The 22337-nt window shown below is 65.8% G+C and carries 22 protein-coding genes and 1 pseudogene; 12 read left to right on the top strand and 11 right to left on the bottom strand.

Translation table 11 applies throughout. From position 1 onward, the window contains the following. Nucleotides 1–262 precede the first annotated feature (262 nt). A complete protein-coding gene (locus ACNQQL_RS16690) occupies nt 263–970 on the top strand; it encodes an MgtC/SapB family protein (protein ID WP_010089673.1) in 708 nt (235 codons plus the stop codon). 45 nt (nt 971–1015) lie between these two features. Here the strand turns inward: ACNQQL_RS16690 and ACNQQL_RS16685 are convergent, their stop codons facing one another. Further along, nucleotides 1016–1735, bottom strand: coding sequence for an autoinducer binding domain-containing protein (locus ACNQQL_RS16685; RefSeq protein WP_072442490.1), 720 nt, complete (start codon nt 1733–1735; stop codon nt 1016–1018). 73 nt (nt 1736–1808) lie between these two features. On the opposite strand from ACNQQL_RS16685, the gene ACNQQL_RS16680 reads away from it, so the two are divergent. The 5 genes from ACNQQL_RS16680 (at nt 1809) to ACNQQL_RS16660 (ending at nt 6010) form a co-directional block, all read left to right on the top strand. Next, on the top strand, nt 1809–2252 hold the full coding sequence (locus ACNQQL_RS16680) for a DUF4902 domain-containing protein (protein WP_347064777.1): 444 nt from the start codon (nt 1809–1811) through the stop codon (nt 2250–2252). A gap of 211 nt (nt 2253–2463) precedes the next feature. After that, nucleotides 2464–3072, top strand: coding sequence for an acyl-homoserine-lactone synthase (locus tag ACNQQL_RS16675; RefSeq protein ID WP_347064776.1), 609 nt, complete (start codon nt 2464–2466; stop codon nt 3070–3072). A 51-nt stretch (nt 3073–3123) separates the two neighbouring features. Continuing rightward, complete coding sequence (locus tag ACNQQL_RS16670; protein ID WP_072442484.1) at nt 3124–3888, top strand: hypothetical protein; 765 nt, start codon at nt 3124–3126, stop codon at nt 3886–3888. A 496-nt stretch (nt 3889–4384) separates the two neighbouring features. Next, the gene (locus ACNQQL_RS16665) at nt 4385–5590 is read left to right on the top strand and encodes an IS110 family transposase (RefSeq protein WP_347064775.1); all 1206 of its coding nucleotides are present in this window, start codon (nt 4385–4387) and stop codon (nt 5588–5590) included. 33 nt (nt 5591–5623) lie between these two features. Then, nucleotides 5624–6010: a VOC family protein gene (locus ACNQQL_RS16660; RefSeq protein ID WP_034180408.1), complete on the top strand. Its 387-nt coding sequence runs from the start codon at nt 5624–5626 to the stop codon at nt 6008–6010. Nucleotides 6011–6152: 142 nt separating this feature from the next. Here ACNQQL_RS16660 and ribA read toward each other — a convergent pair whose 3' ends face one another. Continuing rightward, complete coding sequence (ribA, locus tag ACNQQL_RS16655) at nt 6153–6803, bottom strand: GTP cyclohydrolase II (protein ID WP_034180409.1); 651 nt, start codon at nt 6801–6803, stop codon at nt 6153–6155. Between the two features lie 176 nt (nt 6804–6979). Between ribA and ACNQQL_RS16650 the strand changes: the two genes are divergently transcribed. Beyond that, nucleotides 6980–7441 carry a CBS domain-containing protein gene (locus ACNQQL_RS16650; protein WP_072442482.1) on the top strand — a complete coding sequence of 154 codons (462 nt, stop codon included), beginning with the start codon at nt 6980–6982 and terminating at the stop codon, nt 7439–7441. Nucleotides 7442–7598: 157 nt separating this feature from the next. Here ACNQQL_RS16650 and ACNQQL_RS16645 read toward each other — a convergent pair whose 3' ends face one another. Then, nucleotides 7599–7928: a DUF4148 domain-containing protein gene (locus ACNQQL_RS16645; RefSeq protein ID WP_347064774.1), complete on the bottom strand. Its 330-nt coding sequence runs from the start codon at nt 7926–7928 to the stop codon at nt 7599–7601. Nucleotides 7929–8445: 517 nt separating this feature from the next. Here ACNQQL_RS16645 and ACNQQL_RS16640 point away from each other — a divergent pair. Beyond that, nucleotides 8446–8844, top strand: a complete 399-nt coding sequence (locus tag ACNQQL_RS16640) for a GreA/GreB family elongation factor (RefSeq protein ID WP_006486027.1) — start codon at nt 8446–8448, stop codon at nt 8842–8844. Nucleotides 8845–9018: 174 nt separating this feature from the next. Here ACNQQL_RS16640 and ACNQQL_RS16635 read toward each other — a convergent pair whose 3' ends face one another. Further along, a complete protein-coding gene (locus tag ACNQQL_RS16635) occupies nt 9019–10140 on the bottom strand; it encodes a porin (RefSeq protein WP_347064773.1) in 1122 nt (373 codons plus the stop codon). 608 nt (nt 10141–10748) lie between these two features. On the opposite strand from ACNQQL_RS16635, the gene ACNQQL_RS16630 reads away from it, so the two are divergent. Next, nucleotides 10749–11120, top strand: coding sequence for a YXWGXW repeat-containing protein (locus ACNQQL_RS16630; protein WP_072442477.1), 372 nt, complete (start codon nt 10749–10751; stop codon nt 11118–11120). A 514-nt stretch (nt 11121–11634) separates the two neighbouring features. Here the strand turns inward: ACNQQL_RS16630 and ACNQQL_RS16625 are convergent. Beyond that, a complete protein-coding gene (locus tag ACNQQL_RS16625; RefSeq protein WP_347064772.1) occupies nt 11635–12021 on the bottom strand; it encodes a helix-turn-helix domain-containing protein in 387 nt (128 codons plus the stop codon). A 327-nt stretch (nt 12022–12348) separates the two neighbouring features. Between ACNQQL_RS16625 and ACNQQL_RS16620 the strand changes: the two genes are divergently transcribed. Then, nucleotides 12349–12825 (top strand): nuclear transport factor 2 family protein, encoded by a 477-nt coding sequence (locus tag ACNQQL_RS16620; RefSeq protein WP_347064771.1) that lies wholly within the window; start codon nt 12349–12351, stop codon nt 12823–12825. Between the two features lie 20 nt (nt 12826–12845). Further along, nucleotides 12846–13466 (top strand): annotated as a pseudogene (locus ACNQQL_RS16615) (amidohydrolase family protein); the annotation flags it as partial. 102 nt (nt 13467–13568) lie between these two features. Here the strand turns inward: ACNQQL_RS16615 and ACNQQL_RS16610 are convergent. From ACNQQL_RS16610 to ACNQQL_RS16585, 6 genes are all read right to left on the bottom strand, one after another. Then, nucleotides 13569–14180, bottom strand: a complete 612-nt coding sequence (locus tag ACNQQL_RS16610) for a cysteine hydrolase family protein (protein WP_204421426.1) — start codon at nt 14178–14180, stop codon at nt 13569–13571. A 180-nt stretch (nt 14181–14360) separates the two neighbouring features. After that, the gene (locus ACNQQL_RS16605; protein ID WP_175959477.1) at nt 14361–14990 is read right to left on the bottom strand and encodes a glutathione S-transferase family protein; all 630 of its coding nucleotides are present in this window, start codon (nt 14988–14990) and stop codon (nt 14361–14363) included. Between the two features lie 234 nt (nt 14991–15224). Continuing rightward, on the bottom strand, nt 15225–15680 hold the full coding sequence (locus ACNQQL_RS16600) for a MarR family winged helix-turn-helix transcriptional regulator (RefSeq protein WP_347064770.1): 456 nt from the start codon (nt 15678–15680) through the stop codon (nt 15225–15227). Between the two features lie 129 nt (nt 15681–15809). After that, nucleotides 15810–17321 carry an efflux transporter outer membrane subunit gene (locus tag ACNQQL_RS16595; RefSeq protein ID WP_347064769.1) on the bottom strand — a complete coding sequence of 504 codons (1512 nt, stop codon included), beginning with the start codon at nt 17319–17321 and terminating at the stop codon, nt 15810–15812. Then, on the bottom strand, nt 17318–20491 hold the full coding sequence (locus tag ACNQQL_RS16590) for a multidrug efflux RND transporter permease subunit (protein WP_347064768.1): 3174 nt from the start codon (nt 20489–20491) through the stop codon (nt 17318–17320). The genes ACNQQL_RS16595 and ACNQQL_RS16590 overlap by 4 nt, the downstream gene beginning before the upstream one ends. Before the next feature lie 13 nt (nt 20492–20504). Beyond that, nucleotides 20505–21725, bottom strand: a complete 1221-nt coding sequence (locus ACNQQL_RS16585; protein WP_347064767.1) for an efflux RND transporter periplasmic adaptor subunit — start codon at nt 21723–21725, stop codon at nt 20505–20507. A gap of 80 nt (nt 21726–21805) precedes the next feature. On the opposite strand from ACNQQL_RS16585, the gene soxR reads away from it, so the two are divergent. Next, on the top strand, nt 21806–22285 hold the full coding sequence (gene soxR, locus ACNQQL_RS16580) for a redox-sensitive transcriptional activator SoxR (protein WP_034180419.1): 480 nt from the start codon (nt 21806–21808) through the stop codon (nt 22283–22285). Nucleotides 22286–22337 lie beyond the last annotated feature (52 nt).

Below are 22337 nucleotides of genomic sequence, written 5' to 3'. Positions count from 1 at the left end.
GAATGCCGCCCATTCTTCCTTCAGGAACCATCGTGGACAGTTGCAGCACTCCGTTGCGTGCGCCGCTTGCCGCCTGAACGCCTGTCCGACGCAGTTCTCCTGCCCCGGCTCGCGTTCCGCGAGCCCGCACGCCTACCGTTTCACACTGAATGACGCATACGCACGGTACAGTACCGCGCGATGACGGCTATCCTCGCGTCGCCTTCGGCATTGCGCCACGGCGATGCGAGCCGCTATGCGCGCCTTGCACGGCAGGACAACCATGACTTTCGATTTCGCACTCCGTCTTTTCACCGCGTTCGCCTGCGGCGTCGCCATCGGCCTCGAGCGCCAGATGCGTCAGCGCACGGCCGGCCTGCGCACGATCACGCTCGTCGCGAGCGGCGCGTGCCTGTTCGTCACGCTCGGCGTGCTGACCGGCAACGGCGTCGCGGGCGTCACGCAGATCGCCGCGTACGTCGTGTCGGGCGTCGGCTTTCTCGGCGGCGGTGTGATCATGCGCGACAAGGGCTCGATCCAGGGCATCAACACGGCCGCGACGCTGTGGTGTTCAGCCGCCGTCGGCGTGCTGTCCGGCTCCGGCCATTACGTGCCCGCGCTCGCCGGCACGGGCGTCGTGCTGCTCACCAACACCGTGCTGCGCGGCGTCAGCCAGGCGATCAACGCAACGCCCGTGTCGAACGCCGATCTCGTGCGCGAATACCAGATCACCGTGATCTGCCTCGCCGCCGACGAAGTGCACATCCGCACGCTGCTGTCGAACTCGATGTACGCGAAGCCGCTGTCGTTCCAGAGCCTGACGAGCGAGGACGTGCCCGACCAGCCTGACCGGCTGAAAGTGACCGCGACGCTGAAGCTGCATCCGAAGGATCAGCAGAAGCTCGAGCAGATCGCGAGCCGGATGAGCATGGAGAAGAGCATTTCCAGCGTGAGCTGGACCGCGAAGGAAGCGGAGCCGTTGATGGAGTGAGCGGCATGGCGGCTGCCGGATTCGGCGTCGCCGCCCTCGCTCGCGTCAGGGTGCCTCGATGAGCCCGGCCGAGATCGCCTTGACGACCGCCTGGACCTTGTTCGTCGCGCCGAGCTTCTCGAGGATGTTGTTGACGTGGAAGTTGACCGTCCGCTCCGAGATGCTGAGGATCTGGCCGATTTCGCATGCGGTCTTGCCTTCGGCGGTCCAGCACAGCACCTCGCGCTCGCGCGCGGTCAGCGTGACGCCCGCCGCGGGCGACAGCTTCGGCACCATGAAGCGGCTCATCAGCGAATGCGACAGGTTCGCGAGCCAGTTCGTCTGCAGCGTCAGCATATTGATCTCGGCCGGCGTGAGCCGGTCGGCGTGGCGCGCGATGCTCAGCAGCCCGAACGCACCGCGGGCCGCCCAGCTCGACTGCGCGACACCCACCGACAGCCCGAATTCGCGCGCGTCCTGCCACAGCGGGTTCGAATCGATCCGGTCGACATCCGGCCAGACGATCATGTTGGTGCTGTGCGCGCCGTCGCGCACCGTCGAATCGATCTCGATGTAGTTCCGCGCCTGGTAGTGCGCCATCCAGCCATCCGGATAGGTATCGAAGATCGCGACCGACGGTTTCGACACCGGCAGCGGCACGCGAATGCCGTAACAGCAATATTCGAATCCCAGCCGTCTGGAATAGGCGGCGATCCGCTGGAAGAGCTGCTGCTCGTCTTCCGCGGCGCTGAATTGTTGATAGGCATCCTGCCAGCGCAGTTCCATTCGTTCTCCGACAACGTCACGCTGTCATACTTGTCAGGTGCCAGCTCCAGTTCGAGGCTGATACATTCCGCGCATGACTTCACCTTTGCTGCACCCGGTCCCCGGCCCGTCCCCGGACGGCTACGTGCGCCTGTCAGAAGGCGCACTGGCCGCGCTTGCACTCGATCATGTCACAAGCGGCCTCGATACATCGCTGCTCGCGGAACTGCGCGACAACGCGATCGACGCACGCCTCGCCGGCTATACCGAATGGCAGCGCACGGCCCGTGCCGGCGTCCCTTACGTGACGGTCGGCTGGGACTGGTACCTCGAACGCGCAACGGGCACGTTCGTCATCACCGGCGGCGACGTCCGCAGCAACGTAATGGCCGTCGACGCCACGGGTGCCGACATCGGCATGTTCCGCACGGCCGCCGCGCTCGTCGCGCGGCTCGCCTGCATCGACTGGCACGCCGCGGTCGCGTCGGCCCTGCTCGGTCGCAACGACGCCTATCATGCCGGTCCGACGCTCCAGTGACAACCGGCTGCGCATTCATCTGACAATTTCCAAGATGCTGGCGCTCTTTATAAGCAAAAGCGCCCGGTTTTTCAATCCCGTCGATCAAGAAACCGTTACCACGTCCTAAATGGCGTCTTTGCGCCGCCCAACCTGTAAGAGTTACCAGTTACCGCCCCCTCGTGCCGCGCGATGTAATGCATGCATACAAAAGCACAAATCCGAGGACACCATGCGGACCTTCGTTCACGAAGAAGGGCGGTTGCCACACGAACTTGCAGCGGATCTCGGGCGCTACCGGCGCCGCGTGTTCGTCGAACAACTCGGTTGGGAGCTCCCGTCGGCGAACGAAAGCTTCGAGCGCGACCAGTTCGATCGCGACGATACCGTGTACGTGTTCGCGCGAAATGCCGGCGGCGACGTGTGCGGATGTGCGCGCCTGCTGCCCACGACGCGCCCGTATCTGCTGCAGTCGCTGTTCGCCGACCTGATCGCCGCAGACATGCCGCTGCCGCAGTCGGCGGCCGTCTGGGAGCTGTCCAGGTTCGCGGCGACCGACGACGAAGGCGGGTCGCGCAATGCCGAATGGGCCGTGCGACCGATGCTCGCGGCCGTGGTCGAATGCGCGGCGCAGCTTGGCGCACGGCAGTTGATCGGCGTGACGTTCGCGAGCATGGAGCGGCTGTTCCGCCGGATCGGCATACACGCGCACCGCGCAGGCCCGCCGAAGCAGGTGGACGGACGTCTGGTGGTCGCGTGCTGGATCGATATTGATCCGCAAACGTTTGCGGCACTAGGAATCGAGCCGGGGCAGGCAGCCCGGCAAGCCATCGCCGCCTGAGCCGGAACGCGCGTTTCCGTCCGGGCGGCATCGTAACGAAGGAGAACCAACGTGGACCAGTCTCAGGTCTTTCGCGCGATGATGCCCGGGTTGACGAGCGCCAACGGCGCCCGCATCGCGGTCGCCTATCCGTCGTTTCCCAGGCCGCTGCCGCTCGTGCGGCTCGACCGCCGCGGGCTCGTGTTTCGTGCCGCCGGCGCCGCGCCGCTCGTCTGCGGGCTGCCGCGCGCGGCGACGCTGCTGGTCGCGGACGAGCCGCTGTGCTCGCTGCGCCTCGTGATCCGCGACATCGCCCATGCCGGCGACGGCCGCCATGACCTGACGATGCAGCCGTCCGGCGCCGCTGGCGACGAATTGCTGTGGCATGCGCTGCGCGACCACGCACCGTACCGGCGGATTCAGCATCCGCTCGCGCCCGTCGACGCGTCCCTCGCCGCGAACAGCGAACCGCGCGCGGCGGCCGGCGAAGCCGGGCCGCGCCCGTCGCGCAGCGCGGCTTTCCGCCTGCCGTGCCACAGCGACGCGCTGTTCTTCGCGGACTGGCTCGAATATCACTTCGACGAGCTGCGCGCGCTGTCGCAACAGCACGGGCCGCAACTGCAACTCAACCAGCTCGAACGGAAAGTTGCCGACGACGAGGTTGGCGTGCGCTTCGTCTACGACATCGACGGACACGCGACGCGGCACGCGCTGACCGACTGCGCGCGCGAGGCCTGTGCGTGGATCGAGACGGAGATGCGCGACAAGTACGCGCTGCCTGTCGCGCAGGAGCGGTTTGGCGCGTTTGCGGCGCACGCGCGGGCCGGCGGCATGTAAGTGCGGTATCGGTTGCGTCGACGCGAGGCGGCCGGTACGGCAGCAAGTTGCATCGATACAACGGGGGCTTGCCAATCTTCGGGTTTTCCCTTAAATTTACGTCTGTCTCCTCCATGTCTCCAAACATGGATTCAGCCCGCTCAAGCAGCGGGCTTTTTTATTGCCTGTGCGAATTGCGGGGCCATACCGCCCGACGCCCTCTGCCAGAGCATTCCGGCGCGCCACAATCCGAATCGGTCGGATTATCATCGGCGGGACTGCCACGCCCCGTTACTATCTTCACGCCCCGATAATCGGGGCTTTGGCCAGCCAGGCCCGGCATGATTCCCGCCCCCAGTCGCAGTCATGATCCGGGGGGTGTTGTCACCGGGCCTGGTGGGTGGCTGGTGATCGCTAATAGGGGTTTGGCCGGGATATCCCGACGCCGTCCGTAACGTGGATGCCGAGACTTGCCACCGTTGTTGCAGGCCAATCCGTTCACTCTGCTCATACTTCGATGCAAGACACTCAACAACATGGCGCCGTCGATGTCTTCATCGGCGTCGATGTCGGTAAAGGCCAGCATCATGCCGTCGCGCTCGATCGGAATGGCAAGCGCCTGTACAACAAGGCGCTACCCAACGACGAGGCCAAGCTACGCGCCCTCATCGCCGAACTCAAGACTCACGGCCGACTCCTGTTCGTCGTCGATCAGCCTTCCACCATCGGCGCGCTTCCCGTGGCCGTTGCCCGCAATGAAGGCGTACTCGTCGCCTATCTGCCGGGACTGGCTATGCGCCGCATCGCTGATCTGCACGCCGGCGAAGCCAAGACCGATGCCCGCGATGCCGCGATCATTGCCGAAGCCGCTCGCTCGATGCCGCACACACTGCGCTCGCTTCGGTTGGCCGACGAGCAACTCGCCGAACTCACCATGCTGTGCGGCTTCGACGACGATCTCGCCGACCAAGTCACTCAAACCAGCAACCGCATTCGCGGCTTGCTCACCCAGATCCATCCCGCTCTCGAACGCGTTCTCGGACCGCGCCTCGACCATCCAGCGGTGCTCGATCTGCTTGAGCGCTATCCGTCGCCCGCCGCGCTTGCCGCCACCAGCGAGAAGACGCTCGCCAATCGCCTGACCAAGCTCGCTCCTCGCATGGGCAAAGGCTTGGCGGCCGAGATCGTTCAGGCGCTGAGCGAACAAGCCGTGACCGTGCCCGGCACGCAAGCTGCCACCATCGTCATGCCTCGCTTGGCCCAGCAGCTTGCGGCCTTGCGTAAGCAACGCGACGAGGTCGCCGCCGAAGTTGAGCGACTGGTGCTTGCTCACCCTCTTTGGCCGGTCCTGACCAGCATGCCGGGAGTCGGCGTCAGGACCGCCGCCGGACTCCTGACCGAGGTCGCGCATAAAGCGTTCGCTTCGGCCGCCCACTTGGCGGCCTATGCTGGCCTTGCCCCGGTCACCCGGCGTTCAGGTTCATCCATTCGTGGTGAGCATCCATCCAGACGCGGCAACAAAATGCTCAAGCGCGCCTTGTTCCTATCCGCCTTTGCGGCATTGCGGGATCCTGTCTCGCGGGCTTACTACGCGCGCAAAATCCAGCAGGGCAAGCGCCACAACCAAGCGCTCATCGCGCTGGCACGGCGACGCTGCGACGTCCTGTTCGCCATGCTGCGCGACGGCACCATTTACAAACCCAAGTCAGCCCCTAACGCTTGACGAAGGACATAGGGGCCCCCCCCCGAGTCCAACTTGCACGCCCATCTGCGCATTGCCCGCCCGGTTGGCAACCTTGCCAGAACCGAGCGCATGTATCGCGACGCCCTCGAATTGTCGGTGCTCGCGCGCTTCGAAGATCACGACGGCTTTTCCGGCGTGATGCTCGGACGCGAAGGACTCGACTACCACTTCGAATTCACGCACTGCCCGGACCATCCGATCGCGCCGTCTCCAACGCCCGAAGACCTTATCGTCTTCTACCTGCCCGATCGTCCGGCATGGGAAGCTGCCTGCGAGCGCGCGACCGCGCACGGCTTCATGCCTGTGATGTCGTTCAATCCGTACTGGGAGATATCGGGCCAGACATTCGAGGATGCCGACGGCTACAGGATCGTGCTGCAGAACGCCGCATGGCGCTGACGGCCCGATGCACGTATGCCGTTCAGGTAACGTCACGAACCCGGATGCAGAACGGATGAAGGGGAAATCGCGATCGTCGCGTCGGCCGACGACGATCGGAAGAACAAGCAGCGAGAAACGGGCGCCAGTGCGCCCGCTGTAATTACTCGTTTTCCTCGAAGTAATGCCCGAACTTCGTCTGCTTCGTACGGATATAACGCTCGTTTTCCTCGCGCACGGGCACCGCGAGCGCCACGCGTTCACAGACGGGAATGCCGTGCTTCGCGAGCGTGTCGAACTTCTTCGGGTTGTTGCTCATCAAGCGCACCGACGTCACGCCGAGGATCCGGAGGATCGCGGCGGCCGAGTCGTATTCGCGAGCGTCGTCGGGCAGGCCGAGGTCGAGGTTCGCCTCGACAGTATCGCGCCCCTGCTCCTGCAGCGCGTATGCGCGAATCTTGTTGCTCAGGCCGATCCCGCGCCCCTCATGGCCGCGCAGATACAGCAGCACGCCGCGGTCTTCGGCCGCGATGTAGCGCAACGCGAGATCGAGTTGCTCGCCGCAATCGCAGCGGTACGAGCCGAACACGTCGCCGGTCAGGCATTCGGAATGCAGTCGCGTCAGCACGGACTGCTCGCCGGTCACGTCGCCCATCACGAGCGCGAGATGTTCGGCATCGCTGCCCGATACGCGGAATGCGTATGACGTGAACGTACCGTAGCGCGTAGGCAGCGACGCAGTGGCGACGAGCGTCACGCACTCGTCGGCCTGGCCATTGCCCGGCGTGGGCGATTGGGGACGCAAAGACATCATGAATTCAATCGAAACGTTCAGGAATGTAGGAGTTGTGTGGATAGTGCGTGACGGGAGTTTACCGCTAATCTGGAAACGTCACGCGACTGCCGCCGCCTGCCCGGCTATACTGGGCCCATCGGGTGACGCGCATCACGCCTGCCTTCCCTGCATCGACCTGCACACGGAGAAAGCGAATGAGCACGACTGTCGCGCAGATTCTCAAGGCCAAGCCGGATTCGGGCCGCACCATCTACACCGTCAAGAAGAACGACCTCGTCTACGACGCCATCAAGCTGATGGCGGAAAAGGGCATCGGCGCCTTGCTGGTCGTGGACGGCGACGACATCGCAGGCATCGTCACCGAGCGCGACTACGCGCGCAAGATCGTCCTGCAGGACCGTTCATCGAAAGCCACCCGCGTCGAGGAAATCATGACGGCGAAGGTGCGCTACGTCGAACCGTCGCAGTCCACCGACGAGTGCATGGCGCTGATGACCGAGCACCGGATGCGCCACCTGCCCGTCCTCGACGGCGGCAAGCTGATCGGCCTCATCTCGATCGGCGACCTCGTGAAGAGCGTGATTGCCGATCAGCAGTTCACGATCAGCCAGCTCGAACACTACATCCACGGCACGCCCGCGGTTACGTCCGTCTGACCCGCTCCAGCAAAAAAGGCCCAAACGCGTAAGCGTCTGGGCGGAAAGCCGCCGGCATGCGGCGACGGAGGTTCTGCTCCTGCGGGCGAACAACGCGCGCGGACGGCGCGCGTCTCGTCGATTAAGCGGTGCGCTCGGGCAGACCGGGGACGTTCGGTTAGTTGCCGAAGTAGACCGAGTTCACGGGATTCGGTGCTTCCCGCGTCATGCGGCGGCCAGTTTGTCCGGCACCCGTCGCCACCGCACCGTAGCCGCTCGTATCGGCCTGCGCGAGCATCGGCTGGTTCGGCTGGATCCGTTGTTCGGCCGCCTGGATATTGCTCGGATATTGCGAATCGCTCGCCAGCGGCTTGTAGCCGTTCTGTTCGAGTTGCACGAGTTCGGCCTTGACCTGGTCGCGGGTCAGCCCTTGGTCGGACTGCGCAAACGACGCGATCGGGGCGGCAAGGACGGATGCGGCGATGGCTGCGTAGATGATCGACTTCATGATTTACCTCCGGAATATGTTCTCTTTTGACGTCGCCTCGGCAGGACTGTCTGAAGCGATTGAGTTCAGTGTAGTTCTCGCCACTCCAAGGGGAAACCCTTAGTTTCAACATACAGCGTTGCGATTTTGGAAAATATCGCCCACTGTTTATGGACCGGGGCATTGCCACTTGCCTCATCCGCACAACAATCGCTGACGAAACGCCAACAGCCGGATCACATATCCCGAAGGTTGTGTTGTAAAATCGTAAGGTTTTATTCGCCAGTCGATTCGATACTCCATCCACCATGTACGCGCTCACGCCCCTCTCGGTTTCGCTGTCCGGCCCGGCCGGCGCGCGCGCACGCGCCGGCCATCCGGCGCATCCACTCGCTCGACGCACGGCCCAGGCGCCGCTCGCCCCTGCCCGGCGCCTGATCTGACGGCTCGGTCTCCTCCCGGAGCCAGGTCAGACAGGCTCCGGGCGATCCTCATAGGCACGCCACGCCTGCCCCTGCCGATCATTTGGAGAACTGCCATGAAACAACGCCTTTACCAGTTGACTGAACTCGACGTCGCTCGCCTCGAGAAGCACGCCGAACACAACCCGCGATTCCAGACAATGCTCGACACGCTGCTCGAACGCGCCGACATCGTCCAGCCCGACGCCATCAAGGCAAACGTCGTCACGATGAACTCGCAGATCACGCTGCTCGATGAAGCGACCCAGGAACAGGCCACCTGGACGATTGTTTATCCGGACGCCGCCAATCTCGAACTCGGCCGCCTGAACGTCTTCTCGCCCGTCGGCATGGCGCTGCTGGGTACGCAGCGCGGCCAGATGGTCAAGGTGATGCAGCCGAGCGGCGCCGAAAAGCTGATGAAGGTCGCCGCGATCGTGTTCCAGCCGGAAGCCAACGGCGAATACACGCGCTGAGCCATCTGCCGGCGGCACCGCGCCCTAACGGCGCGCAACAAAAAAGCGAGGCACAGGCCTCGCTTTTTTGCATCCGGACGATTTGAATCGCCGACATTACATTCCACAGACGAAAAAAAGGCGCCCGAAGGCGCCTTTTTCGATGCTACGAAGCGGGTTACCCCGCCGTCACGCTTAGAAGCGGTGACGCAGACCAACCGTTGCTGCGGTTTGGTTGATCGACGAGCTCGGCAGGTTGTTGTTGAAGCTGTCGCCGTTGTAGATCGATGCGCCAATGCCGTTCTTCGCTGCACGCTGGTACACAGCTTGTGCGTAGACGTCCGTGCGCTTCGACAATGCGTAGTCAGCTTGCAGGCCGAACTGGTTCCAGTGCGTGCTGCCGTTGTTGATCTTCGCGTTCGTGTACGTGTAAGCAGCGCCCAGGCCGAGAGCCGGCGTCAGGTTGTACTTTGCGTTGACTTCGTAGTTGTCAGTGCGCAGCGTGCCCAGAGCGACTGCATTGTTGTCGAGACGCGCTTGCGTCCATGCAGCGCCGACTTGTGCCGGACCGAATGCATAACCAGCAGCAGCACCGTACGTGCGGACGCGGCCTTGGCTAGCGATGCCACCGATCGCCGACGACGTTGCGCCGTTGCCGTTCGTACCGTCACCCAGGTTCGCTTGCGAGTACGCACCTGCGAGCTTCAGACCTTGGAACTGGTATGCAACGCCCGCGCTGTATGCACGGTTGTTGCCGAAGTTCGTGTTGTTCGAGAACGAGTACGTGCCGCCGAATTGCAGGCCAGCGTAGTTCGCGCTCGTGAACTTGATCGTGTTGTTCGCTGCGACATCGCCGTTCGTGCTCAGACGGTCGAGGTTCAGCGGGTGCGCGAAGTACGTGCCGCCCCACGAACCCGTTGCCGTCAGCGGCGCCAGGTAGTCTTGCGTTGCGTCATACTGCTTACCCAGCGTGACCGTGCCGTATTGGCTCGACAGGCCGACGAAAGCTTGACGGTTGAACATGCCGCCGTTGCCGTTCGCGAACTTGCCGTTACCGATGTTGAAGCCGCTTTCCAACGTGAAGATTGCCTTCAGGCCGCCACCCAGGTCTTCCGAGCCACGCAGGCCGAAACGGCTCTGGTCAATGCCCGAACCCATCGCCCAACGCGACTTGCCAGCTTGACCCAGTGCCGGTTGGACGTTGCTCGTGTAGGTGATGCCTGCGTCCAGCACGCCGTACAGCGTGACGCTGCTTTGCGCGTGAGCGACGGTAGCGAACGATGCTGCAGCTGCTGCAACGATCAGAGTCTTGTTCATTCGTGGAGCTCCCTTCTAAAAAGAGGCAGGTCTCGCGACCTTGTTTCATAAACGGTCTCAACCGCCCGGGAACGCCATCGGTCCTGCTGGCCGCGCCCGGATAGTTGCCCGTTTGGGAACCGTGAGTTTAGGGGTGTACCCTAGGGGCGCGATCCGCAAATAAAGAAATAAGCTTTTCCAGAACTAGAAATAATGAAAGTGGGGCTGAGTTATAAGTATTTGTTTTGACGTCTGTTTTTGACTTCTTGACGGGGGCTTTTTGGAGGCTTTCATCGCACCATTCTTTCATGTCGCCGTCTTGACGGTTGCATAGAAACAACAAACAGGTTCAACCGAAACCCCAAAATCGGCAATTTTTACCCATTTCAGCCTCAAATGCCGAGCTTCGATCGTCTAAAACGTGTCGGTCGACCAGTAAACAGGGAGCGACGCCCGTGCAGCGGGCGATGTCCGCCTGTCAGTCCGCAGAAACGGAAGGCCGATCTCCACCGGCTGGCCGCCCAGCCGTGTGCCGTGACACGCGGTAACAGCCTTAACCGCCGGCGTAACCCGGCAGGTGTACCGGCACGCTAATGTAAGGCAGCCTCCAATACAGAACAGGACACGCCATGAATCGACGCTCGTTGCTGCGCGCCATCGGATTGACCGCCGCCTTCGTCGGCACCGGCTGGCTCCGCGCCGCCTCGGCCCAGCCCGCGCCGCCGGTGTACCGGCCGTCCGGCCCGAACCGCGTGCCCGGCGGGCCGCCTTATGCCGACCGCCCGGGCTTCGGGCCGCCGGCGGCCCGGCACGACCGCCGCCCGCCGCCACCACGGCCGCACGGCTATATATGGACGGACGGTTACTGGCGCTGGCAGCGCGGCCGCTATATATGGGTGCCCGGCCGCTGGGTCGCACGACGCCCCGGGCGTCGCTGGGTGCCCGGCTACTGGCGTCGCCAGGGACAAGTGTGGGTCTACGTCGACGGTTCGTGGCGATAGGCGGTTGCCCGGGTCCGGCCCATGGCGGCCCCGGGCCCAAAGCCGGACGGCGTGCGAACCCGCGTCGTTCGGCTCCGGAATCATGGTGCCCGACAGGCGCACTCGCGGCGGCTGCGCCGCTCGCCCCTTCCCCGGAACGATCCCGACCGCCAAAGCCGACGCCTGGGCGTCCAATCAGGCAACGTCGACACGCAATATGTCCGCCGATCTCCGGCGCGTCATCGTGCATCGACCGAATTCCCGCCACTCTCTTATCGCGCGCATCGCATGCCGCGCAACAGACGGCTGAATGTTTCGCCCCCCCGGTGCCAGGCCCATTATCCGGGCGCCATATCGCAAGCGCATCGCCGCATTCGCGACGAATACGGCAAGGCATCGTCGAGCCGTCCATTCCGGCAAAATAATTCGGATAACGAAATCATGAGATGCCGATGCGATTGCATCGAACATGCGTCACCGCATCGCGCTCCGTCCGCAACAGCCCGACAAGCGACAGAACGGCACGTGCATCCCCTCAGCGCGCGCCGCCCTCCTGCCCCCGTGCCCGAAGGCGCGCGGCACAGATCGCACGATGATGTTCGTCGGCCCACCGGATCATCGCCTGCATCGGCGTCAGGAACGAACGCCCGAGGTCGGTCAGCGCATATTCGACGCGCGGCGGCACTTCGGCAAACAGCGTGCGGCTGACGAAGCCGTCCTGCTCGAGCCGCTTGAGCGTGCGCGACAGCATCTGGATCGACACATCGCCGATCGCGCGGCCGAGTTCGTTGAAGCGCATCGTTCCGCCGGACAGCGCTTCGAGCACGAGCAGGCTCCATTGGTCGCCGATGCGGTCGAGCACATCGCGGATCGGGCACGGCTGATCGAGTTCGACGGTTTCGTCGGCGAGCGGGAACGGCATGACTGGATTCCCTTTCACGGGCAATGCACGGTCACCGCGGTGTGACCTGTTCACACCGCGCTGACTTCTTGTGACGGGGTCGCGGCAACTGTACCATTCGATCGCCCCGAAAGCCGCACGTACGAATTGGCCAGTTCAACGAAGCATGACGATGCAGCCCGTCGTCGCAACGTCGCCGGTCGCGACGCCCCCTGCGTGTCGCTACGGCATGCGTGCTCGCGGCCAAGCCCCCATCGCCCGCCGATCGTCACGATCGTAACGATCGGCGCAATCCGCAGGCGCGCATCGCACGCCAACCGACGAATCGCCAGACAAGGAAAACGCTACATGTCATCGCTCCACTCCCCCGTTCGCGCCGTTGCCGCATGCGTCCTGCTGGCCGCATCGGCGGCCGCATTTGCCGCCGGCCCGGCCACGCGCGACCTGGCCGCCGAGGAAGCCAACCGCCAGCTCGTGCTGACGTTCTACGACCGCTTCTTCAACAAGCACGAAGCGGTCGAGGCAGCCGCCGTCGTCGCGGACGACTACAAGCAGCACAACCCGCACGTACCGGACGGCAAGAAGCCGTTCGTGTCGTACTTCGTCGGTACATTCCAGAAGAACCCGGCATCGCGTGCGCGCCTCGTCCGCAGCGCGACCGACGGCGATCTCGTTTACCTGCACGTACATGCGACCGAGCGTCCGGGCGATCGCGGCGAAGCGGTCGTCGACATCTTCCGCGTGAAGGACGGCAAGATCGTCGAGCACTGGGACGTGATCCAGTCGGTGCCCGAAACGGCCGCGAACCGGAACACGATGTTCTGACGCGCGGGCCGGCGCGCCGCGTGCAACGATGCGCGCCGGCCGTCGCCAAACGACCGGCCACCCGCAACGCAAGCGCGGCTGCCCCGCGCCGGCGAAGTCCCCTACAATCGAGCAGCGCCGCCGCGCCGGCCGCGGGCTCGCATGACCGCACCGCAGGCACGCCGCCGCACACGAAGCGCGACCGGCGCGCGCAGCTCGCGCACCTGAAGCTCGTCGATCCGGCCGACATGAGCCGTTTCGACCGGCTCGGCGCGATCGCAAGCGCGCAGACGCCGTGGACGGCTGAACGCGAGGAGCAGCAACAGCGCTACCGCGACCTGCTCGGCGACAAGCGCGCCGCGCGGAATTGCCCGTTCCGCAGCATGCGCGACGCGGGCGTGATGCTCGCGGCCGGTTCAGACTGGTCGGTCAGCACGATGGACCCGATGCAGATCATCCAGACGGGTGTCACGTACCTGCCGACCGACCAGCCCGACAGCCCGCCGTGGAATCCGCACGAGCGCCTCGACCTGCTCACGATGCTCGAAGCCTATACGGTGAACACCGCGTACGCGCCGCGTTTCGACGACTGCACGGGCTCGCTCGAAGCGGGCAAGGACGCGAGCTTCGCGATCCTCGACCGCAATCCGTTCGCGCCCCCGGTCGAGACCTTCGCGCAAACCCGCGCGATCGAGGCGAGCTTGCGCGACGAAATCGTATACGCCGCGCCGGCTGTGCCGACTGAAGTACGAACCGGGCGGCCGTCAGGCGACGTCGAGCGCCAGCACCTGCCCGGTCGTCAGCACGTCGCCGAACGTATCCGACAGCGCGGCCAGCGTCGCGCGATGGAGATCGCGGTGCGGCACCGTGTCGCCGTCCGCGACGTCGAGGTCGCGCGTCGCGCATGCATCGTCGACGACGATCACCGCATAGCCGAGCGGCACTGCATCGCGGGCCGCGCCGGCGACACACGCATGCGTCATCAGGCCCGTGACGATCAGCGTGTCGATGCCGGCCGCCTTCAGGCGCGCATCGATGTCCGTGGTCGGGAACACGCTCACCGACGTCTTCTTCACGACCGTGTGGTGCGGCGCCGGCTGCAGGTCCGCGTGAAAGCGGAAGCCGTCGCTACCGTCGGCGAAGATCGGGCTGTCGGCCGTACCGACGTGCTGGACATGAAACACGGGAATGCCCGCACGGTCGGCGAATGCGATCACGCGCCGCGCGTTGGCGAGCGCGTGCGGCCCTTCCGGAATCGGCAGGCGGCCGCTGAAATATTCATTCTGGAAATCGATCACCAGCAGCGCGGTGCGGGCGGCGACGATCGACGTCGGCGCCGTCGCGCCGGCCAGGGTACGGATGGTCGGATGTTGCATGGGTCGCTCTCTCGGTTGGCACATTGAACGGAACGGCGCGCGGAGCTTGCCGGCGCCGCCGGACGCGGCCTGGGGCTTCCCCGGCCGCGAGGCGCCAGTGTCGGGCAGAGCGGCTTTGCGCGACAGCGGCCCGCGGGACAACGTCCGACAGGATCGGGCCAACGTGCGAGCGACCGCGGTTCAGGAAGCGCGGCAGGCGACCAGGCCCCGCTGAACGGCCGGCCGCGCGGCGATGTCGGCGAGCCAGCGCTCGACATGCGGGTAATCGGCAACGTCGAGATCGAGTTCGGCCGCCGAGCGCAGCCACGGAAACGCGGCGATGTCGGCGATCGAGTATCGCGACGATGCGAGATACGCCGATTCCGACAATCGGCCGTTCACGACCCCATAGAGGCGCCGCGCTTCGTTCCGGTAGCGAGCGATCGCTTCCGCATTGACCGTCTTCGATGCATGCAGGAACCACCAGAGCTGGCCGAGCATCGGCCCGATCCCGCCGATCTGGAAGTGCAGCCATTGCTGGACCGCCGTACGCTCGGCCAGCGTTTCGGGGTGCAGACAGCCCGTCTTCGCGGCGAGATAGCCGAGGATCGCGCCGGATTCGAACACGGCCAGCCCGGTGTCGTGGTCGACGATGGCCGGAATCTTGCCGTTCGGGTTGATCGCGAGAAACGCCGGGCTGCGCTGCTCGCCGGCGGACAAGTTCACGTGCACGAGGTCGTGCGCGAGCCCGGCCTCTTCCAGATAGATCGCGATCTTGTGCCCGTTCGGCGTGTCGGCCGTATAGAACGTGAGGGAGTGTGTCGATGTCATGTCGGTCCTTGTCATCCGGCTATCGTTGCAACTGCAATCGTTGCAATTGCAATCCTATGCCAGGATCTGGGGCTCCGGTACATGCCAGCACTCGAAAGAGGGATATGCAGACTGTGCGATCCGGGCAGGCAGGCGCGCGGCGGGCAAGCATGGTCACGCGAACCCGGCTATTTCGCGCGAGCCGCACAGGCGATGCACCGGTATGCGCGCGGCCGACGCGCGAGCCGGCCTCCGCTACTTCGCGTCGGCCGTCGCTTCACGCGCCGCGGCGGTCGCGCGATCGAGCGCGGCGGCCATCGCCACCTGCTCCTTGCCGGTGAACTGCCCGAGAAAGAGCTCCGAGACCGTCGACTGGTACACCTTCCACATCTTCTTGCGCAGTGCCCGCCCCTTGTCGGTGATGCTCGCGTACGCGGCGCGGCCGTCGTCGGCAGAACGGGCGCGCGTGACGAGCCCCTCCTGTTCGAGCCGGTCGACGAGCCGCGTGAGGTTGTAGCGCTCGATCGCGAGCACATCGGCCAGTTCGTGCATACGGCGCGTGCCGTCGGGCCCGCTTTCGAGCCCCCACAACGCGTCGTACCACGCATACGCGGGCAGGCCGGCATCCGCGAGGCGGCGCTCGATCTCGCGAATCATTGTCCGGTGCGCGCGGACGAACGAGAACCACAGATCGGGTTCGAATGCACTCATGTCAGGTCGTTCCATTCGTTTAATTGCAGTTGCAATTAAATCTTACCTCGATACGGTTCCCATCCACATGTAGTCGCGCACCGCGCGGCAGGCAAGATCGTTCCGGCCTGCCGCGCCGCCCTGCCCGCGCTACTGCCCCGACTGCGCGAGCGGGCCTTGCGCGCGCTGCGCCGTTCCCGACGGCCAGCCGCCAGCGAGCGCCTTGTACAACGCGACCGTCGATGCCGCGCTGCGCGTGCGCGCGTCGGCCGCCGCATCCTGCGCCTGCAGCAGTGTCCGTTGCGCGTCGAGCACTTCGTAGTAGTCGATCGCGCCGGCCGAGAAGCGCGTCTGCGCGAGCTGCGCGGCACGTGCGCTGTCGTCCGCGGCACGCACGAGGTGCGTTGTCTCGTCACGCGTGCGTGCGACGCGCAGCAGCGCGTTCTCCGTTTCCTCCAGCGCACCGAGCACGGTCTGCCGATACTGCGCGAGCTGGCCGGCCGCCTCCGCGTCGCTCGCGGCGATCCGTGCGCGCACGCGGCCGACGTCGAGGAATGACCAGTCAATGCCGAGCGCGATCAGGTTCGTGTCGCTGCCCGCACGAAAGAACCCGTAGCTGCTCGTCGCGCTGCCGAGCAACCCCGACAGCGTGAAGCGCGGAAACAGGTCGGCCGTCGCGACGCCGATGCGCGCAGTCGCCGCGCGCAGCCGCGCCTCGGCGGCAGCGACGTCGGGGCGCCGGCGCAGCAGGTCGCCCGGCGTGCCGGGATCGATATCGGCGGCAAGCGCCGGCAGCGGCACCGGCGTGCCCGGCGAAGCGGCTGCCTTCGGGAGATCGAACCGGCCGATCAGCGCATCCGGCGTCTGCCCGGTCAGCACCGCGAGCCGGTGCTCGTCGACGCCGATCGCGGCTTCGTACACGGCAATCCGCGACGTCGTCGATTCGTACTGCGCCCGCGCACGCGCCGCATCGAGTTCGGAGCCGCGCCCGGCGCCGACGCGCGCATTGATCAGCGCGAGCGTCTGCCTCTGGTTGTCGGCGTTGTCGCGCGCGATCCGCAGCCGCTCCTGCGAACCGCGCAGATCGACGTACGTGCTCGCGACCTCGCCGGCGATCGCGACGCGCACCGCGCGCACGTCTGCCGCGCTCGCAGCCGTTTCCGCACGCTGCGACTCGATCGAGCGGCGCACCCGGCCGAACAGGTCGAGCTCCCATGCCGCATTGATCCCGACGCTGGATATCGGCGTATCGCGCTGGCTGCGCGGCGCGCCGAACGCCTGATCCTTGCTCGTCAGTTGATGGCCGATCTGGCCGCTCGCGGTGATCGTCGGATAGCGGTCGAACGTCGCCTGCGACAGCAGCGCGTTCGACGCGTCGTAGCGCGACACGGCAACCTGCAGGTCCTGGTTCGCCGCGAGCGCCGTGTCGATCAGCCGCGTCAGCGCCGGATCGCCGAAGCCGCGCCAGAACGCGGCATCGGCATCGGCCGACGCGTCGGGCGGCATATCGGACGGTGACGCGTCACGCTGCGTCGCCGGCTGCGCGTCGCGCGCGAACCGCGCGGCCGTGGCCGTATCGGGCCGCTTGAAATCGGGGCCGACCGCGCACGCGGCCATCGTCACCGACATCGCGAGCGCGGAAAGACGGAAAGCGGCGCTCATCGGTTTTCTCCTTCGAGGGTGCCGTGCTGTTCGCTCCAGACGGCCGGCGTGCCGCCCGCGAGCTTGCGGATCGCCACGTAGAACACAGGTGTCAGGAACAGCCCGAACAGCGTGACGCCCAGCATTCCCGCGAACACGGTGACGCCGGTGGCCGCGCGCACTTCGCTGCCCGCGCCGCTGCCGATCAGCAGCGGCACCGAGCCGGCGATGAATGCGACCGACGTCATCACGATCGGGCGCAGCCGCAGCTTGCATGCCTCGAGCGCGGCTTCGATCACGCCCTTGCCCTGGATTTCGAGCTCGCGTGCGAACTCGACGATCAGGATCGCGTTCTTGCACGCGAGCCCCATGAGCACGACCAGACCGACCTGCACGAACACGTTGTTGTCACCACCCGACAACCACACGCCGAACAGCGCCGCGCACATGCACACGGGCACGATCAGGATCACCGCGAGCGGCAGCGTCCAGCTCTCATACAGCGATGCGAGCACGAGGAACACGAGCATCACCGCGAGCGGGAACACGACGATCGCCGCGTTGCTTTGCGTGACCTGCTGGTAGCTGAGGTCGGTCCATTCGAGCGTGATGCCGGGCGGCAGCACCTCCTTCGCGATCTGCTGGAGCTTCGCGATCGCCTGGGACGACGACATCGCCTTCGGATCGGCGTCGCCGATCAGGTCGGCGGCCGGATAGCCGTTGTAGCGGACGACCGGGTCGGGCCCGTACGCGGGCCCCACCGTCACCATCGAGCCGATCGGCACCATCTCGCCCTTCGCGTTGCGCGTGCGCAGGTTCGCGATGTCGGCGGCCGTCTGCCGGTGACCGGCATCGGCCTGCGCCATCACGCGATACACGCGGCCGAACACGTTGAAGTCGTTCACGTACATCGAGCCGAGATAAACCTGCAGCGTGTTGAACAGGTCGGTCAGCGCGACGCCCTGCGCCTTCGCCTTCAGCCGGTCGACCTTCACCTCGAGCTGCGGGATGTTCGCCTGGTAAGAGCTGACGGGGTAGCTCATCCCCGGCGTCTTCGCGACCGCGGCCTGGAACGCGGCAAGCGCGTTCTGCAGCGCCCCGTAGCCGAGCCCGCCGCGATCTTCCAGGTACAGCGAGTAGCCGGAGCCGTTGCCGAGGCCCTGGATCGGCGGCGGCATCAGCGCATAGGTAATGCCGCCGCCGATGGCCGCGAAGCGCGCGTTCAGGTCCGCGTTGATCTGCGCGGCGCTGCGGTGACGCTGGTCGAACGGCTTCAGGATCACGTACGAGTTCGTGATGTTCGGCGTGTTCACGCCCTGCAGCGCATTCAGCCCGGCAAACGCCGGCACCATCTCGACGCCGTCGGTGCCGAGCGCGATCTTCGTCATCTGCTCGGTCACCGCGCTGGTGCGCGCGAGCGACGCGCCTTCCGGCAGCTTCGCACCCGCGAACAGGTACAGCTTGTCCTGCACGGGGATGAAGCCGCCCGGCACCGCGTTGAACAACAGCGCGGTGGCCGCGAGCAGTGCCGCGTAGACCGCGAACACCACGCCGCGCCGTTTCAGCGTATGCGCGACGACGCCGTGATAGCGCTCGGAACTGCGCTCGAAGAAGCGGTTGAACGGATGGAACAGCCAGCCGAATGCGCGGTCGAGCGCACGCGTGAGCGCATCCTTCGGCGCGCCGTGCGGGCGCAGCAGCTTCGCGGCGAGCGCGGGCGACAGCGTCAGCGAGTTGATTGCGGAGATCACCGTCGAGATCGCGATCGTCACCGCGAACTGCCTGTAGAACTGGCCCGTGACACCAGACATGAACGCCATCGGCACGAACACCGCGCACAGCACGAGCGCGATCGCGACGATCGGCCCCGACACCTCGCGCATCGCCTGGTGTGCGGCATCGCGCGGACTCAGCCCCTGCGCGATGTTGCGCTCGACGTTCTCGACGACGACGATCGCATCGTCGACGACGATCCCGATCGCGAGCACGAGCCCGAACAGCGTCAGCGTGTTGATCGAATAGCCGAGCAGATGGAGAAACGCGAACGTGCCGACCACCGACACGGGCACCGCGACGAGCGGAATGATCGACGCGCGCCAGGTCTGCAGGAACAGGATCACGACGAGCACGACCAGCACGACGGCCTCGATCAGCGTGTGCTGCACCGCGCGGATCGATTCGCGCACGAACACGGTCGGGTCCCACACGGGGCGATATGCGACGCCGGGCGGAAAGCGCTTCGACAGTTCGTCGAGCTTCGCATACACGGCCTTCGCGACGTCGAGCGCGTTCGCGCCCGGCGACAGGAAGATGCCGACCACGGCCGAATGCCTGTCGTTGAAATACGAGCGCAGTGTGTAGTCGCCCGCGCCGAGCTCGATGCGCGCGACGTCGGACAGCTTCACGACCTGGCCGTCGTCGCCGTTGCGCAGCACGATGTCGCTGAATTCCTGCACCGTGCGCAGGCGGCCGCGCACGTTGATCGACACGAGGAAGTCGTTCGCCTTCGGCGACGGCTCCGCGCCGAGCTGGCCGGCCGACACCTGCACGTTCTGCTCGCGCACGGCCGCGATCACGTCGCTCGCGGTCAGCCCGCGCGATGCGAGCCGGTTCGGGTCGAGCCAGAGCCGCATCGCGTAGTCGCCCGAGCCGTACACGCCGACGTCGCCGATGCCGGTGAGCCGCGACAGTTCGTCCTTCACGTGCAGCGTCAGGTAGTTGCGCAGGTACAGCGAATCGCGGCTGTTGTCCGGCGAATAGAGGCTCACGTACATCAGCGGCGTCGGCGACTGCTTCTGCGTCGTCACGCCGTACTGGCGCACCTCGTCGGGCAGGCGCGACAGCGCCTGGCTCACGCGGTTCTGCACGCGCACGGCGGCCGTGTCGGGATCGACGCCCTGCAGGAACGTGACGACGACCTGCAGGCTGCCGTCCGATCCGGCGACCGACTTCATGTACATGATGCCTTCGACGCCGTTGATCGCCTCTTCCAGCGGTTCGGCGACCGATTCGGCGATTTCCTTCGGGTTCGCGCCCGGGTACGTCGCACGCACGACGACGCTCGGCGGCACGACTTCCGGGTATTCGCCGGCCGGCAGCATCGGGATCGAGATCAGGCCAATCGCGAAGATGACGATCGACAGCACGACCGCGAAGATCGGCCGGTCGATGAAGAATCGGGAGAAATCCATTACATGCCTCCCTTCATTGCGCGGCCGGCGCGCCGGCGTCGGCCACGGCCTGCGTGCCGCTGCCGCTGCTGCTGCCATTGCCGGCGCCGGCGTCGGCGCGCACGGGCATTGCCTTCGGCTTCACCTGCGCGCCCGGATAGTAGATCCGCTGCACGCCGTCGACCACCACGCGGTCGCCCGCCTGCAGCCCCTTCTCGACGATCCGCTCGCCCTCGAGCTCGCGGCCGATCGTCACGTCGCGCCGCAGCGCCTTGTCGCCGGGGCCGATCACGTACACGTACTTGCGGTCCTGGTCGGTGAGCACGGCCTTGTCGTCGACGAGCAGCGCATCCTGGTCGCGGCCGCTGACGAGCTGCACACGCGCATACAGCCCCGGCGTGAACGTGTGGTCCGCGTTGGTCAGCCGCACGCGCGCGCGGATCGTGCCGGTTTGCGGATCGAGCCGGTTGTCGAGGAAGTCGACGGTGCCCGCGTGCGGGAAAGCCGTCTCGTTCGCAAGACCCACGCGCACCGGATCGGCGCCGATCGCGCGATGCTTCGGATCGGCCCGCCGCGCGTTATAGCGCAGGTAGCTCTGCTCGTCGCAGTCGAAATACACGTAAACCGGATCCTGCGATACGACGGTCGTCAGCAGCGTATCGTCCGCGCGCGCGAGGTTGCCGGCAGTCGCGACCGCGCGGCCGACGCGGCCCGCGATCGGCGCGCGCACTTCGGTGAAGCCGAGGTTGAGCTTCGCGTCGGCGACGGCCGCGTCGGCCGCCTGCAGGTCCGCACGCGCCTGCTCGGCGGTGGCGCGCGCGTTGTCGAGCTCTTCCTGCGACGTCGCATGCGCATCGATCAGCGTCTGCACGCGCTTGAGCTGTACGTTCGCGAGGCTCGCGGCCGCGCGGGCCCGCTGCTGCTGCGCGTTCGCGCGGTCGAGCGCGATCCGGTACGGTCGCGGGTCGATCTCGAACAGCAACGCGCCCTGCGCGACGAGGTCGCCCTCCTTGTAGGCAACGCGCTGCAGATAGCCGCTCACGCGCGGCCGCAGTTCGACTGCGTCGACCGCTTCGACGCGACCGTTGAATTCGTCAGCGAGGCGGACCGTACGCGGCGCGACGGTTGCGACGCCGACTTCGGGAAGGGGATAGGCTGACGCTGCACCTTTGCCGTCGTGACAGCCCGACAACGCCAGCAGCAATGCGCAAGTGGCGCCGAAAGGCGACGTCCTGCGTAGGGATAAGGAGAACATGATGCCTCGCGACGGGTTAAACTGCCGCGTAGCATAAAAGTTGAAGTTAACTTCAAGTCAAGCTTTTCCCGGAGAACGCCATGGGTACCCCGGAAGAACCGAAATGGCCGCTGATGTCGATCCGCGAAGTGGCCGCGCGCAGCGGCGTACCGGCGTCGACGCTGCGGTTCTACGAGACGCGTGGGCTCATCAAGTCGCACCGGAACGGATCGAGCCATCGTCACTATTCGCGCGCGGTGCTGCGGCTGATCGCGTTCATCGTGTTCGCGCAGAAGATCGGTTATTCGCTCGACGAGATTGCCGAGCAGCTCGTCAGCCTCCCCGAGGACACCGCGCCGAGCAACAAGGACTGGCAGCGGCTGTCGCGCGGCTGGAAGCAGCGCGTCGCGAGCCGGATCGAGGAGCTGCAGCGGCTCTACATCAACCTCGACGAATGCATCGGCTGCGGCTGCCTGTCGCTGAAGCGCTGCAAGCTGACCAACCCGGAAGACCGCGCGGGCCGCAACGGGCCCGGCGCAAGGCGCTGGCTCGGCGACAAGCCGCCTACGGACGTCGAATGATGCGTGGGCCGGGCACGGCGCGTAATGGCGCGCGGAACGCTGTGAGCGAACC

This window comes from Burkholderia sp. LFS061, from assembly GCF_047978125.1.
GTDB classification, from domain to species: Bacteria; Pseudomonadota; Gammaproteobacteria; order Burkholderiales; family Burkholderiaceae; genus Burkholderia; species Burkholderia pyrrocinia_C.
The sequence above is the reverse complement of the archived record's forward strand: the minus strand, read 5'-3'. Positions and strand labels throughout refer to the sequence as shown.

Bases quoted from the DNA above. Each gene is read 5' to 3' on its own strand.
- ACNQQL_RS16690 (WP_010089673.1), top strand. From the start codon at position 263: ATGACTTTCGATTTCGCACTCCGTCTTTTCACCGCGTTCGCCTGCGGC.
- ACNQQL_RS16685 (WP_072442490.1), bottom strand. From the start codon at position 1,735: ATGGAACTGCGCTGGCAGGATGCCTATCAACAATTCAGCGCCGCGGAA.
- ACNQQL_RS16680 (WP_347064777.1), top strand. From the start codon at position 1,809: ATGACTTCACCTTTGCTGCACCCGGTCCCCGGCCCGTCCCCGGACGGC.
- ACNQQL_RS16675 (WP_347064776.1), top strand. From the start codon at position 2,464: ATGCGGACCTTCGTTCACGAAGAAGGGCGGTTGCCACACGAACTTGCA.
- ACNQQL_RS16665 (WP_347064775.1), top strand. From the start codon at position 4,385: ATGCAAGACACTCAACAACATGGCGCCGTCGATGTCTTCATCGGCGTC.
- ribA (WP_034180409.1), bottom strand. From the start codon at position 6,803: ATGATGTCTTTGCGTCCCCAATCGCCCACGCCGGGCAATGGCCAGGCC.
- ACNQQL_RS16650 (WP_072442482.1), top strand. From the start codon at position 6,980: ATGAGCACGACTGTCGCGCAGATTCTCAAGGCCAAGCCGGATTCGGGC.
- ACNQQL_RS16645 (WP_347064774.1), bottom strand. From the start codon at position 7,928: ATGAAGTCGATCATCTACGCAGCCATCGCCGCATCCGTCCTTGCCGCC.
- ACNQQL_RS16640 (WP_006486027.1), top strand. From the start codon at position 8,446: ATGAAACAACGCCTTTACCAGTTGACTGAACTCGACGTCGCTCGCCTC.
- ACNQQL_RS16635 (WP_347064773.1), bottom strand. From the start codon at position 10,140: ATGAACAAGACTCTGATCGTTGCAGCAGCTGCAGCATCGTTCGCTACC.
- ACNQQL_RS16630 (WP_072442477.1), top strand. From the start codon at position 10,749: ATGAATCGACGCTCGTTGCTGCGCGCCATCGGATTGACCGCCGCCTTC.
- ACNQQL_RS16625 (WP_347064772.1), bottom strand. From the start codon at position 12,021: ATGCCGTTCCCGCTCGCCGACGAAACCGTCGAACTCGATCAGCCGTGC.
- ACNQQL_RS16620 (WP_347064771.1), top strand. From the start codon at position 12,349: ATGTCATCGCTCCACTCCCCCGTTCGCGCCGTTGCCGCATGCGTCCTG.
- ACNQQL_RS16610 (WP_204421426.1), bottom strand. From the start codon at position 14,180: ATGCAACATCCGACCATCCGTACCCTGGCCGGCGCGACGGCGCCGACG.
- ACNQQL_RS16605 (WP_175959477.1), bottom strand. From the start codon at position 14,990: ATGACATCGACACACTCCCTCACGTTCTATACGGCCGACACGCCGAAC.
- ACNQQL_RS16600 (WP_347064770.1), bottom strand. From the start codon at position 15,680: ATGAGTGCATTCGAACCCGATCTGTGGTTCTCGTTCGTCCGCGCGCAC.
- ACNQQL_RS16595 (WP_347064769.1), bottom strand. From the start codon at position 17,321: ATGAGCGCCGCTTTCCGTCTTTCCGCGCTCGCGATGTCGGTGACGATG.
- ACNQQL_RS16590 (WP_347064768.1), bottom strand. From the start codon at position 20,491: ATGGATTTCTCCCGATTCTTCATCGACCGGCCGATCTTCGCGGTCGTG.
- ACNQQL_RS16585 (WP_347064767.1), bottom strand. From the start codon at position 21,725: ATGTTCTCCTTATCCCTACGCAGGACGTCGCCTTTCGGCGCCACTTGC.
- soxR (WP_034180419.1), top strand. From the start codon at position 21,806: ATGGGTACCCCGGAAGAACCGAAATGGCCGCTGATGTCGATCCGCGAA.